The following is a 13339-nucleotide window of genomic DNA, read 5'->3' as shown; positions in this document are numbered from 1 at the left end:
GCACACCGGCGCGATTTCTGCCCGGGCGTTGCAAGTCTGGCGCCAGAAACGCGAGCCTCGGCAGGCGATCTTCGTGCCATTGGTGAATTTTCCGGGGCCGAAAATTAACGGAAATCGGTGGCGGGTGGGCGCGGGCAGGCTAATTGACACCATGAGTGTCAATAGATACCGTTTCCGGAATAACAACCGCCCTGGCCGCGTGCCGGTATGGGGCAGGCGGCATCGCCGGGGGAGGCCAGAATGTCATTGAAAACGCAGCTGGTCTCGCGGGTGACGCAATATGTGACAGGGGAGGCGCGCCAGTCAAAGCTGCGCGCCGCCGCCGAGCGCAAGAGGCAGAGGGACGGGCGGATGCATCAGGCAGAGTATTTCCATGTGGCGGGCGACCCCTATTCGCATCTGATGCTGCAGGTTCTGCCGCTGCTGGCCGCGCGCTATGACATCCAGGTGAAGCCGAGACTGGCGCCGCCGCCGCCCGATTGGGCCGCGCCGGAGCGGACCAAGCTGGAGGACTATTCGCGCGAGGATGCCGGGCGGCTGGCCGCGAAGGCGGGCCTGCGCTTTGCCGATCCGGGGGCGCAGCCTTCTGCCGCGCGGCTGGCGCAGGCCGAAGCAGCGCTGGCAGGCATGCTGGACGCGCCGGACTTTGCCGCGCGGGCGCTGGAGATCAGCGAGGCGCTGTGGGCTGGCGCGCCGCTACCTGCCGGTGGCGGGACAGCGGAGGCGGCGCTGGCCGAGGGCGGGGCCCGGCGCGAGGCGCTGGGGCATTATCTGGGCGGGATGCTCCATTATGAGGGCGAATGGTATTGGGGCGTCGACCGGCTGCACTATCTGGAGCGGCGCCTGCGGGAACTGGGCGCGCAGAAGGCGGGGGCGCCGGAAGCGTTTCTGTTTGTTCAGCCTGATAGTCCGCAGGCGGATGCAAAGCCCGGCGGAGCGGCGAAAGAGGTTCACTTCTATCTCTCCTTTCGCAGTCCCTATACCTACATTGCGGCCGAGCGCATCCGGGCGCTGGCGGAGGCCTATGGGGCGGAACTGAAGCTGCGCTTTGTGTTGCCGATGGTGATGCGGGGCCTGCCTGTACCGCGGATGAAGGGCATGTACATCACCAAGGATGTGGCGCGGGAAGCGCGCCGGATGGGCATTCCGTTTGGCAAGATTGCCGATCCGGTCGGCACGCCTGTGGAACGGGGCTACGCCATCCTGCCGATGGCGATGGAGGCGGGCCTGGGCTTTGAATACTGCCAGTCATTCCTGAAAGGCGTGTGGGCCGAAGGGATTGATGCGGGAAGCGATGCCGGCCTGCGGCAGATCGTCGAGCGCGCGGGGCTGGACTGGGGCAAGGCGCGGACGCTGATTGGCGGGGACCATTGGCGCGCGGAGGCCGAGGCCAACCGTGCGGAGATGATGGGCCTGGGCATCTGGGGTGTGCCGAGTTTCCGGGTGGGCGATGTTGCCACCTGGGGGCAGGACCGGATGTGGATCATTGAAGACGCACTGGCGAAATAGACAGGAAAATCCGTACAGGGAGAAATAAATGCAGGTTACAAACGAAGTGTTTCCGACAGATCCCGCAGTGGTGCAGGAGCTGATGAAGCCTGGGCCGGATGGGCCGATCTTCATGGTCAATCTCCTGAAGTTCAAGGAGAAGGCCGAGTATGAGGATGGGCGCCCGAGCGATCTTTCCGGGCGGGATGCCTACATGATCTATGGGCGGGCGGTGACCGAGATTCTGCCCAAGTTTGGCGGCAAGGCGATCTTTGCCGCCGACGTGACTTTCCTGTCGCTGGGCAAGGCCGAGGAGCTTTGGGATGAGGTGGCCATCGCCATGTATCCGAAGCGTGCCGATATGGTCCGCATGTCGATGTCGGCCGAGTGGCAGGCGGCGGCTGTCCACCGCACGGCGGGCCTCAAAGGGCAATTGAACATCGAAACAGTGCTTCAGGAGAGCATGAAGGAGGCCTTGCTGTCACAAATGGGCATCAAGGCATAGGCAGGCGCGGACTTAACCGCTATTAAAGCGCCAGAAAACTGGCCTAGCAAGGAAGCGGAATGGCAGACCTTCTCGAAAATGAGCCCGAACTCATGGACGCAGCAACCGAAAGCGAAGACGGCCGCAAACGCCGCTCAGAGCGCAGCCGGGAGCAGATCATCGAAGCGATGTTCGAGCTTGTGGCCCAAGGCGAGCTTGATCCTGGCGCCGCGCGGATCGCAGAGGTGGCAAATGTCAGCCTGCGCACGGTGTTCCGGCACTTCGAAGAAGTCGATGGCCTCTACCAGGAGATGAACCGCCGGGTGAAAGAGGAGGTGATGCCGATCGTCAAGGCGCCGTTCAGCAGCACCAACTGGCGCGACACGGTACTGGAACTTGTCGATCGCCGGTCTGAAGTGTTCGAGCGGATCATGCCCTACCGCGTGTGCGGCAGCATCCGGCGGTTCCGCTCCGCCTATCTGATGCAGGGGCATCAGGATTTCGTGGCAATGGAACGGTCGATCCTCGATTCGGTGCTGCCGGAGGAGATACGCTCGAATGTGGTGCTTGAGGCCGCGTTCGACAGCGTTCTGGGCTTTGATATCTGGCGGCGGCTGCGTCAGGATCGCGGGCTTTCGGTTGAGGAAGCGCGGGCAGCGGTGCGCAAGCTGGTTGAAGCACTGCTGGCGTCTGTCTGATCTGATCCCATGCGCGCCCGCCTTGCCCTTCTGACGCTGTGCGCGCTGGCAGCTTGTGGGGCCTCCCCATCAGGCGATCCGGTGGCGGGAAGCTGCGGGCTTGATGCTGGGGCGATGGGGCAGTTTGTGACCGTGCCCGGCGGCGTGCTGCAGAAGGGGCGCGACGCGATCTATCCTGAAGAACGGCCGGAGATGGAACTGCATGTGGATGGCTTCCGCATTCAGGCGCATGAAGTGACGAATGATCAGTTCGCGGCCTTTGTGGCGGCGACGGGTTATGTAACCGATGCTGAGCGCGGCGTGATCGAGAACCGGCCGGGGGCAGGCTCGGCGGTATTTCGCAATGCGCGCTGGCATCTGATTTCCGGCGCAAGCTGGAAGGCGCCCGATGGTCCGGGAACAGACATTGAAGGCAAGGGCAACTGGCCGGTGATCCATGTGTCGCTGGCGGATGCGATGGCCTATGCGGCCTGGGCAGGGGGGCGTATCCCCAGCGAAGAGGAATGGGAGCATGCCGCGCGCCTGGGCCTGCCCGATCCGGAGCGGGACACTTCCGGCGCTTTTACCGATGACGGCAAGCCGCGCGCAAACACATGGCAAGGCATTTTTCCGGTGGCCAATACCGGGGATGATGGTTTTGCAGGGGCTGCGCCGGTGGGCTGTTTCCCGGCGGACAGGCTGGGCCTTTACGACATGATCGGCAATGTGTGGGAGTGGACGGATACGCCGTTTGCGCCCGGCAACAATACGATCAAGGGTGGCAGCTATCTTTGCGCCGATAATTTCTGCCGCCGGTATCGCCCGGCCGCGCGCCACCCGCAGGAGGTGGACTTCTCCTCAAACCATATCGGCTTCCGGATCGTGAAGGATCTGGAAGCCGAATAGGCAGGGTTCAGTTTGGCCAGTAGATGTATTCCTCACCCTCGACGTAGTCGTCAGCCAGGGTGTGGTCGATCTTGATCGGGCTTTCAATCGTATACGGATAGAGCGGCTGGCGCGCATCTTTCCAGTGAGCATCGATCAGGGCTTGCAGCTCTGCCAGTTTTTCAGGCTCGGAAGCGGCGAGGTTCGTCTGTTCGGTAGGATCATTGTTCAAATCGAACAGCCAGGACTTGTTCTGGCGGCCATTGACCTGAAGCTTCCAGCCGCCGGCGCGAACCACCTTGTAATAGCCGCTGGACCAGAAAATGGCGTCGCCGGGCCGCGAGAAGCCGCCAGCGCCTGTGGCAAGTGGCAGGAGGTTCTGACCGTCAATCTCGACACCTGCGGGAAGGGGCGCGCCCGCAATCGCGGCGAGCGTTGGCATCATGTCGATATGGGCGACAGGCTCATTGACGACCGTGCCAGGCTGGATGGCGGCAGGCCATTTCATGAAGAGGGGCACCCGAATGCCACCTTCGAACAGGGTGATCTTCCAGCCACGATAAGGCTCATTCACCTCCGGAATGCCGATATAGCCAGCGCCGCCATTGTCGCTTGAGAAGACGATGATGGTGTTGTCGGCGAGGCCTTCTTCTTCGAGCTTCTCCATGATGCGGCCGACGCTGCGGTCCACGGCGCGCAGCATGGCGGCGTAGACGCGCAGGCGGTGGGGCTCGATATCGCCGACGGCCTCATAGTCTTCCTTGGTGGCCTGGAGCGGGGTGTGGACGCCCCAATGGGCAAGGTAAAGGAAGAAGGGCCGGTTGCGATTGGCTTCGATGACTTTCAGCGATTCGTCGGTCCAGTAATCGGTGAGATAGCCGCCCGGCTCGAACCAGTCGCTGCCATTATAGCTGGCGGCAAAATCCATGCGTGCCCAGAGAAATTTGTCGATGGGGTCGAAATCCAGCCTTGCCTCCACGCCTCGCGGATCACCGGGGGGGAGGAACATGCCGCTCGCCATGTCGAGGCTTTCGTCAAAGCCCTGATCGTTGGGGCGGAAAGGGGCGGCATTGCCCAGATGCCATTTGCCGATATGGACAGTATGGTAGCCCCGTTCCTTCAGCACTTCGGCGATGGTGATCTCCTCGCTCGGCAGGCCCTGCTCAGCGAAGGGGGGCATGATCTTGTCGTTTTCCTTCACATACTCCGTAGGCGGCAGGCCTGTGCGCATGTCGTTGGCAAACATGGGCACGATGCGGGACATGCCGGGTGGAGTGGGCGTATATTCAAAGCCTGTGCGGGTGGGGTAGCGGCCCGTCATCAGCATGGCGCGCGAGGGCGCGCAGGTGCCGGTGCCGGAATAGGCGGTGGAGAAGAGGGCGCCTTCGGCGGCCAGACGGTCTATGTTCGGCGTGGGCACGCGCCCGCCCGCGACGCCGCCGCCGAAGGTGGAGATGTCATTGATCCCGAGATCATCGGCGAGGATGAAGACGATGTTGGGCGGGCGCTCAGCGCCGGAGGTGTCCGCCGTTTCCGGGCCCTTCATCCACTCGATCGGCCGATTGGGGGCAATCGGCGGGCGCTCAGCGCGCGTGACGAGGTAGAGGATGATTTCCTTGCGATTGAAAAAAGCCAGGGCGCCCGCGCCGGCGATCAGTATGACCAGTGCAATAAGGATCTTGCGTAGCATGGATCAGGCCTCTTTTTTCCGGTTACGGAGGACTTTGACGATCAGCCAGATGACGCCGCCGAGGAGCAGCAGGCCGATAATGCCGAAGGTGATGATTTTCGGCATGTTCCGCTTGAGCACGGCGGCGGTCATGTTCTTTTCGACCTGGGCCACGGAATTATAGCCCGTGGGCACTTCGAGCACACCCACCCGGTCTGCATAGGCGGCGTAGTCTGCCTGAAGGTGCTGGAAGATTTCCGGATGGTCAGCGGCAAGATCCTGAGTTTCGCCAGGATCGTTTTCCAGATTGAACAGGCGCCAATTGCCATCGCCCCAGGGCTGGAGATTGCGGACAATCTTCCAGGGGCCCCTATAAAGCGCTGCATTGCCGGACACTTCGATGCCGATGGCATCATCGGGCGCGTAGACATGTGTGGCATCACCAGAAAGCAGGGGGAGCAGGCTGCGGCCATCTATGGAGACGCTGCCTTCCGGCGCGGGGCCGGCGTCTGCCATTTCCAGCAGGGTGGGCGCAACGTCAGTGACGACTGCGAAGGCATCCACCCGGCCGGGAGATATTCCGGGGCCGGACATGATGAGCGGTACGCGGAGCCCGCCCTCGGAAACGTAGAACTTGAAAAGATAGCTGGGCGAAGATGCGGCGCTGGCAAATTCCGGGCCGATGAAACCGTAGCTGCCTTTCTCGCCGATGCCCTCAAGGCCGATATGATAGCCATTGGCGGCCAGCCAGGGGCCGAAGCGCGGGTCTTCTGCGGTGGAGGGCTCAGGCCCGTTATCCGAGGTGATGACGAAGACCGTGTTGTCGTAGTCTCCGGTTGCCTTGAGATGCTCGATCAGGCGGCCGACATGATGGTCCATCGCTTCCAGCATGCCGGCATTGACCGCCATGCGCGCGGCGAAGAGGCGCTGCTGGTCTTCCGAAAGGTCATCCCATTTGCGCAGGTCCGGGTGGAGGGCGGGCTGGGCGGCGCCAGCGGGCACGAGGCCGAGTTCCTGGGCACGTTGCCAGCGGCGCGCCTGCAGCGCTTCCCAGCCGTCGCGGTAGGTTTCGAGATAGTTGGCGGTAAATTCCGGCGGCGCCTGAACCGGGATGTGGAGCGCCTGAAAGCCGAGATAAGCGAGGAAGGGCGTGCTTGCGTCTCCTTCGTTCATATAGTCGATCATCTTGTCGACGATGAAGGTGGAGGAATAGAAATCCTCTGGCAGGGAAGCGGGCTCGCCATCTTCATACCACGGGGCATCCGCGTAGAAGGGCATGTAGGATTTGTCTTCCCAATTATCCGCCCCCGACGCATCGAGCGCGAAGGACCGGTCAAAACCATGGCCATCGGGAAGGTCTCCCTTGCCGCTGCCAAGGTGCCATTTGCCGGTCATCAGCGTGCGGTATCCCAGCGGCTTCAGGCGCGCGGCCAGCGTGGTGACGCCAGGTTCCAGGCGCATCGTATAGCCGGGCTTGCCGACATGTTCAGGGGGCAGGACTTCCGGGATGGTGGAGATGCCGGTGCGGTGGTTGTCGACGCCCGTGAGCAGCATGGCGCGGGAGGGCGAGCAGAGCGGGGAGGAGCGATATTGCGTGAACATCGCGCCGGAGGTGGCGAGGGCGTCAATGTTGGGCGTGGCCGCTTCCCCGCCATAGATGCCGAGATCCATCAGGGCGGCATCATCGATCACCATCACCACGAAGTTGGGTTTTTGGCTCTGGGCCTGCGCCGATACCGGCACGGCGGCCACAAGGATAGTCAAGGCAGCAAACAGCCCGCGCCTCATGATGAAACCCTCCCTCATCTTATCGTTATGCCCATCTGACATTATGGCACGCATCGCGTCAATTGATTCCTGCGCCCGGCTTGCCAGCGCGCTGGAAGAGGCCAGATTGAACCTTCCGGCGCGCCGGCGCGTTTGACGGTGAGGATGAGTTTGCCAATCGACTGGATAAAGCCCGGCGCGGGCGGAATTGAGGTGGCGGGCGGGGCGGCGTTTGTGGACCCGTCATTGCCCAGGCCGCTGGCGATCGTGACGCATGGCCATGCCGATCATGCGCGGTCCGGGCATGGCCGCGTCATCGCAACGCCCGAGACGTTGGCGATCATGGAGGCCCGGTATGGGCCGACGCCGGGCTGGGCGGTGGCCTATGGCGAGACTGTGGAAATCGGAGATGTGCGTGTGACGCTCTATCCGGCGGGGCACGTTCTGGGCTCGGCGCAGGTGTTGCTGGAGCGGGGCGGCGAGCGTGTGATCGTGACCGGCGACTTCAAGCGGGCGGCGGACCCGACCTGCCCGCCCTTTGTGCCGGTTGCGTGTGATGTGCTGATCACCGAGGCGACCTTTGGCCTGCCGGTGTTCCGGCATCCGCCGGCGGCGGGCGAGGTGGCCAAGGTGATGGAGCGCCTGGCTGAGGCACCGGAGCGTAGCGTGCTGATCGGGGCTTATGCGCTGGGCAAGGCGCAGCGCGTGATCTGCCATCTGCGCGAGGCAGGATATGACCGGCCGGTTTACCTGCACGGCGCGATGGAGAAGCTTTGCGCGCTGTATCAGGCGCATGGCGTGGCGCTGGGCGAGCTGCGCTCGGCGACGGGTGCGACAGCAGAGGAAATGGCGGGGCATGTGGTGGTAGCCCCGCCGAGCGCGCTGCGGGACCGCTGGACGCGGCGGCTGCCGGACCCCGTGCTCGCGATGGCGTCTGGCTGGCTGCAGGTGCGCCAGCGGGTACGGCAGAACAATATCGATCTGCCGCTGGTGATCTCTGACCATGCAGACTGGGCAGAGCTGACGCAGACGATCCGCGAAGTGGCGCCCTCTGAAGTGTGGGTGACGCATGGCAGCGAGGCGGGGCTGCTGCGCTGGTGTGAGCTGAACCAGATCCGCGCGCGGGCGCTGCATATGGTGGGGCGGACGGATGAGGGCGAGGCATGATTGCCGACTTTGCCCGCCTGCTGGACCGGCTGATCATCACGCGCTCTCGCAATGAGAAGCTGAGCCTGATTGCGCGCTATCTGCGGGAGGCGGATCCCGAAGACCGGGGCTGGGCGCTGGCGGCGCTGGGCGGATCACTGGACCTGCCGCAACTGACGTCGAGCGTGGTGCGCAAGATGGCAGCAGAGCGGGTGGACGAGGAATTGCTGCGCCTCAGCCGGGAGTTTGTGGGGGATACCGCAGAGACGGTTGCGCTGATCTGGCCAGCCCAGGACGGCGGGGCGGCCGCGCCGCTGACGCTGCGCGGTGTGGTGACGGCGCTTCAGGCGGCGCGGCGGGGGGATGCGCCGGGCTTGCTGGCGGGGTGGCTTGATCAGTCCACGGTGGAGGCGCGGTTTGCGCTGCTGAAGCTGGCGCTGGGGAACTTCCGGATCGGGGTTTCCGAACGGTTGGCGAAGACCGCTTTTGCCGAAGCGTTCGGCGTGGCGCTGGCGGATGTGGAGGAATATTGGCATGCGAGCGCGGCGCCACATGACGAGCTTTTTGCCTGGGCAACCGGGGCCGCGCCTGCGCCGGATGTGAGCGCGGTGGTGCGCTTCCGGCCTTTCATGTTGTCTGTGCCGGTGGAGGGGGCCCCGCCGGACTTGCGGAACTTTGCCACAGAATGGAAATGGGATGGCATCCGCGTGCAGCTGGCGCGGGCGGGCGGCGAAGCGCGCCTCTACAGCCGGGGCGGGGAGGACATCTCCGAAGCCTTTCCGGAGTTTGCAGGGGCGATCCCGCATGGCACGGCATTGGACGGCGAACTTCTGGTGGCGGACGAGAACGTTCCGTATCGCACGGCGCCCTTCTCGGAATTGCAGAAGCGCCTCGGACGCAAAGCGCCGCCGCGCAGCCTGCTGGAAGGCTCCCCGGCCTTCATCAGGGTGTATGACCTGCTGGAGCATGAAGGCGAAGATCTGCGCCCGCAGAGCTGGGCTGAGCGGAGGCGCATTTTGGAGATGTTTGTGCAGCGTTTGCCGCCGGACCGGTTTGATCTTTCGCCGCTGGTGCCGGTGACGGATGCTGTCATGCTGGAGGCCATGCGCCGGGAACCGCCCGCGCCGGCCATCGAGGGCGTGATGCTGAAGCGGCGGGACAGCGCCTATATGGCGGGGCGGATTTCGGGGCTGTGGTATAAATGGAAACGCGATCCGTATACGGCAGACTGTGTGCTGATGTACGCGCAGCGCGGGTCGGGCAAGCGATCCTCTTTCTATTCCGACTATACCTTCGGCTGTTGGACGGAAGATGGCCAGTTGGTGCCGGTGGGCAAGGCGTATTCCGGTTTTACCGATGAGGAACTCGTGCGCCTCGACAAGTTTGTGCGCGGAAACATTGCCGGGCGCTATGGGCCGGTGCTGGAGGTGCGCAAGGAGCTGGTTCTGGAGGTGGCGTTTGATTCCATCGGGGCGAGCAGCCGGCATAAATCCGGGCTGGCGATGCGCTTTCCCCGGATCAGCCGTATCCGCTGGGATAAACCGGCAGCCGAAGCCGATACGGTGGCGACGCTCCGGAGCCTGATCCTGCAACCCGGGTGAATACCGGACTTGGCAAGGCGCTCTCCGGGCGATAGCAGATGTTGCATAAGGTGTGCCAAAAGGCATCGCACATATCCGGGGAGAGACACATGCGCCGTCATCTTGTTGCAGGCTTTGCGGCCCTGCTGGTTCCAGTTCTGGGCGCGGCGGCAGAGCCGGCGAAAGCGACCCCGTCAACGATCAATGCCAACAAGGCGTTTGCCGAGGGGCTGCCCTGGGAAGATACCTCGGAGGCCGAGCTTGCCGCGCGCGGCTTTGTGGCGACGCGGGAAGACCCCGTGATCCTGGGCGCCAATGGCGAGAAAGTGTTTGATCTCAGCGCTTATGATTTCACTGACGGCCCCACTGCCGATACCATGAATCCGAGCCTCTGGCGGCATCTGGGCCTCTTGAAGCAGCACGGCCTGTTCGAGGTGACGCCCGGCATCTGGCAGGTGCGCGGCTTTGACATTTCGGTGATGAGCATCATCGAGGGCGAGACCGGCTATATCATCGTTGATCCGCTGACAGTGACCGAATCGGCGGCTGCGGCGTTCGAACTGGTGAAGCAGCATCTGGGCGACAAGCCGATCCATGCGGTGATCTACACCCATAGCCATGGCGACCATTTTGGCGGCGTGAAGGGTATTGTCTCGGTTGAGGATGTCGCAGCCGGAAAGGTGCAGATTATCGCGCCGGAAGGCTTCATGGAACATGCCGTCAGCGAGAACCTGATCGCTGGCCCGGCGATGAGCCGGCGCGCGAACTTCCAGTTCGGTTCGCGGCTGGAGCCCGGCCCGGCGGGGCAGGGCGGGGCGGGCATCGGCACGGGCATTCCGCGCGGCACGATCAGCCTGATTGCGCCGACCCATTCGATCACGGAGACCGGCGAGACGCTGGTGATTGACGGGATCGCGATCGAATTCCAGCTGACGCCCGGCACCGAGGCGCCCGCCGAGATGAACTTCTATATTCCGCATCTGCGCGCGCTCTGCCTGGCGGAGAATGCCAATGCGACGATGCATAATGTGCTGCCGCCGCGCGGCGCGCTGGTGCGCGACTCCAAGGCGTGGGCGGATTATCTGACCGAGTCGATTGCGCTGTATGCCGACAAGACCGATGTGATGTTCGTGTCTCATGGCTGGCCGCGCTGGGGGCAGGCGGAGATTACCGAATACATGTCGCATCACCGTGACGCCTATAAATACCTGCATGATCAGACCATCCGTCTGATGAACAAGGGCTATGTGGCCAGCGAGATTGCCGAGGTCATTGCCCTGCCGGAGAGCCTGGCAAGCAAATGGTACAATCGCGGCTATTACGGCACGATGTCTCACAACTCCAAGGCGGTCTATCAGCGCTATCTTGGCTGGTATGATGGCAACCCGGCCAACCTCAACCCCTGGCCGCCGGAAGAAGCCGGTAAGCGCTATGTGGCGGCCATGGGCGGGGCAAAAAAGGCGCTTAAGGTGGCGCAGAAAGCCTATGATGGCGGCGACTATCGCTGGGCGGCGCAGGTGGCGAGCTATATCGTCTTTTCTGACGACACCAACATGAAAGCCCGCGAACTTCTGGCAAAAGCGTTCGAGCAGATGGGCTATCAGGCGGAAGGCTCATTGTGGCGGAACATGTACCTGACGGGCGCGGCCGAGGCGCGGGAAACCCCGGCCGATCGTCAGATCACCACCGTTTCTCCGGACATGATCGGCGCGATCAGCACACCGCAGGTGTTCGACATGCTGGCGATCCGCGTTGATCCGGCCAAGGCCGAGGGCATTGCAACGTCTGTGGCATTTGTTTTCCCGGACCGGGGCGAGACGCGCCGCGTTTCCATCCGCAATTCCGTGCTGATCCATGAAGACGGCGCGGCAGGCCCCGTGGACGCAACGGTTACCATTCCGCGCCCGGCTTTCCTGGCGATGCTGTTTGCCGGGCAGACCGCCGCAGCGCTGATGGAAGCAGGTGTCATGAAAGTGGAAGGCGAGCCGGGCGCCACGGCCGCGTTGATGTCTGTGTTCGATCCGGCCGACACCGGCCCGCCTTTCGAAATCGTCACGCCGTAAGCAGAAAGGCCGGGTGTTGAGCCCGGCCTTTTTCGTTTTCGCAGCAGTCTCGGAAGCCTATTTCACCGCGCAGCGGCTGTTGAAGGCGGCAACGTCGTCATTGTACTGGCGGACGCTCGCCTGCAGCGCCAGCTCCTGGCGGGCAAGGCGTTTCTTGGCCTCGTCATAAACGGTCCTGGCAGCGTCGGCAGCTGCGGCATGGCCAGCAGATGCGCGGCGGTGAATTTCTGTATCTTCCCAGGCCTCGCCGGTGGAGTCCACGGCTTCTGCAGCCGCATCACGCTCTGCCGTCAGCTGCGTGATCTCGGCTTGCTTTGGCGGCAGTGTGGCAGCCATGGCCTTGCAGGCCTGCATGTCCGCCGTGCCATTGGCCTGTGCGGCCGCCACGGGGCCGGCAATCATCAGCGCGGCCAGAAACAGGGGACGAGACAGGATCATTGAGGGCTCCTTGCAATCGGCCTGATTATCGGGGCCGGCGATGAAGCGAGGCTGAACAGGTCTGCCACCTCACCGCCGCATTTCAGCTGTGGTTCTGGTCCACCCGGATGCGGCCCGCGGTGATTTCATCGATGATGTTGAAGACAGCGTTGAAGTCTTCCAGAAGCTCGCGCACGCGGTCTGCGCTGTCGAGCGGTTTGAACATGCTGCCGGGTTCGAACAGGTTGCCGCCCTGGACCGTGATCAGCACTTCGCCGCCGTCAAAACAGGCTTTCAGCTTGCCCCCCTTGAACACTTGTTCGAGGTCTACGAGTTTCTGCATCACGTCGGGGGTGAGCAGATACCGGCTCTCAACCTGGTCAGTGGTGTAAACTTCGAAGATCTTTTCAAAGGTCGGGTCTTCAAGGCCTGCGCGCTGCATACCTTTGCCGCCGCCAAAGCGGTTGAAGAAACCGGCATCCCGCGTCACCAGGGTTCGCCCGTAGAAGGTCTTGTGGAAGTCGAGGCGCAGGCATTGACCCTTGAACACCGTAACCCAGGTTGTTCGTGTGCGGCCTTTTGAGTCTGTCGTCGTGCGCTTTTCCTCAAGATGAGCTTCGAAGAGTTCGAAGTTTACCTCACGGCGCACGCCGGTGATATAGTCCTCATACTTGGAACGGTCCCAGCCGGGAACGACGCCAACTTCCTTGTGGCGATAGATCGACTCCACGGGGCCAGGTTCAGAAGTGAAATTCAGGCCGAACTGTTCGGCGATCGGCACGACGATCAGGCCCTTGGCTTCCTTGGCAAGCTGGGTGACCCCATGCTCGCCGCCGGCGTAGAGGATTATGCCGATGACCCCCGCGACGATGGCTATCCAGAGCATCTGCGAGAGGAAGGCAATTGCCAGACCTGCCGCGATCACGCCTCCGGCGATCCAACGCATCAGGATGGCCCGTTTGGTGACCTTTATCCGCTCTTCCTCGCGCGCCAGCAGGGCGGGGCGGATGCGCTCCTCGAAGATCTGGCCGAAGCCCTGAAACTCCCTGGGAAGACCCGCAAGCGCCTGGCGAATGGCGAGATTACCTGCGGAGGTGTCCGTGGAAGGGGGGGTATCCGTCATGCCAGCTGTCCCGAACTGTCAATTGTCCCGGCAAGTCTAG

11 protein-coding genes are annotated in these 13339 nt (G+C 63.1%); 7 read left to right on the top strand and 4 right to left on the bottom strand.

Translation table 11 applies throughout. The annotated features are described in order from the left end of the window. Positions 1 to 240: 240 nt before the first annotated feature. The 4 genes from ACQKI2_RS00175 to ACQKI2_RS00160 are packed head-to-tail and all read left to right on the top strand — an operon-like array spanning position 241 to position 3555. A complete protein-coding gene (locus tag ACQKI2_RS00175) occupies positions 241 to 1509 on the top strand; it encodes a DsbA family protein (protein WP_427377727.1) in 1269 nt (422 codons plus the stop codon). A gap of 28 nt (positions 1510 to 1537) precedes the next feature. Continuing rightward, positions 1538 to 1993, top strand: a complete 456-nt coding sequence (locus tag ACQKI2_RS00170) for a DUF1330 domain-containing protein (protein ID WP_427377726.1) — start codon at positions 1538 to 1540, stop codon at positions 1991 to 1993. A 59-nt stretch (positions 1994 to 2052) separates the two neighbouring features. Continuing rightward, positions 2053 to 2670 (top strand): TetR/AcrR family transcriptional regulator, encoded by a 618-nt coding sequence (locus tag ACQKI2_RS00165; RefSeq protein ID WP_427377725.1) that lies wholly within the window; start codon positions 2053 to 2055, stop codon positions 2668 to 2670. Positions 2671 to 2679: 9 nt separating this feature from the next. Next, on the top strand, positions 2680 to 3555 hold the full coding sequence (locus ACQKI2_RS00160) for an SUMF1/EgtB/PvdO family nonheme iron enzyme (protein ID WP_427377724.1): 876 nt from the start codon (positions 2680 to 2682) through the stop codon (positions 3553 to 3555). Positions 3556 to 3562: 7 nt separating this feature from the next. Here ACQKI2_RS00160 and ACQKI2_RS00155 read toward each other — a convergent pair whose 3' ends face one another. Together ACQKI2_RS00155 and ACQKI2_RS00150 are read right to left on the bottom strand one after the other, a co-directional pair. Continuing rightward, positions 3563 to 5224: a sulfatase gene (locus ACQKI2_RS00155; protein WP_427377723.1), complete on the bottom strand. Its 1662-nt coding sequence runs from the start codon at positions 5222 to 5224 to the stop codon at positions 3563 to 3565. Between the two features lie 3 nt (positions 5225 to 5227). Beyond that, positions 5228 to 6991 (bottom strand): arylsulfatase, encoded by a 1764-nt coding sequence (locus ACQKI2_RS00150; RefSeq protein WP_427377722.1) that lies wholly within the window; start codon positions 6989 to 6991, stop codon positions 5228 to 5230. Between the two features lie 144 nt (positions 6992 to 7135). Between ACQKI2_RS00150 and ACQKI2_RS00145 the strand changes: the two genes are divergently transcribed. The 3 genes from ACQKI2_RS00145 (at position 7136) to ACQKI2_RS00135 (ending at position 11759) form a co-directional block, all read left to right on the top strand. Then, positions 7136 to 8137 carry a ligase-associated DNA damage response exonuclease gene (locus ACQKI2_RS00145; protein ID WP_427377721.1) on the top strand — a complete coding sequence of 334 codons (1002 nt, stop codon included), beginning with the start codon at positions 7136 to 7138 and terminating at the stop codon, positions 8135 to 8137. Continuing rightward, on the top strand, positions 8134 to 9717 hold the full coding sequence (locus ACQKI2_RS00140) for a cisplatin damage response ATP-dependent DNA ligase (protein ID WP_427377720.1): 1584 nt from the start codon (positions 8134 to 8136) through the stop codon (positions 9715 to 9717). Before ACQKI2_RS00145 ends, ACQKI2_RS00140 begins: the two co-directional genes overlap by 4 nt. Positions 9718 to 9806: 89 nt before the next feature. Continuing rightward, a complete protein-coding gene (locus ACQKI2_RS00135; RefSeq protein ID WP_427377719.1) occupies positions 9807 to 11759 on the top strand; it encodes an alkyl/aryl-sulfatase in 1953 nt (650 codons plus the stop codon). Positions 11760 to 11816: 57 nt separating this feature from the next. On the opposite strand, the gene ACQKI2_RS00130 is transcribed toward ACQKI2_RS00135, so the two are convergent. Together ACQKI2_RS00130 and ACQKI2_RS00125 are read right to left on the bottom strand one after the other, a co-directional pair. Further along, positions 11817 to 12197 (bottom strand): hypothetical protein, encoded by a 381-nt coding sequence (locus ACQKI2_RS00130; RefSeq protein ID WP_427377718.1) that lies wholly within the window; start codon positions 12195 to 12197, stop codon positions 11817 to 11819. 82 nt (positions 12198 to 12279) lie between these two features. Further along, positions 12280 to 13299 (bottom strand): DUF3137 domain-containing protein, encoded by a 1020-nt coding sequence (locus ACQKI2_RS00125; RefSeq protein ID WP_427377717.1) that lies wholly within the window; start codon positions 13297 to 13299, stop codon positions 12280 to 12282. Between the last annotated feature and the right edge of the window lie 40 nt (positions 13300 to 13339).

It is taken from the genome of Hyphomonas sp. NPDC076881, from assembly GCF_050269995.1.
Taxonomy (GTDB): Bacteria; Pseudomonadota; Alphaproteobacteria; order Caulobacterales; family Hyphomonadaceae; genus Hyphomonas.
The sequence above is the reverse complement of the archived record's forward strand: the minus strand, read 5'-3'. Positions and strand labels throughout refer to the sequence as shown.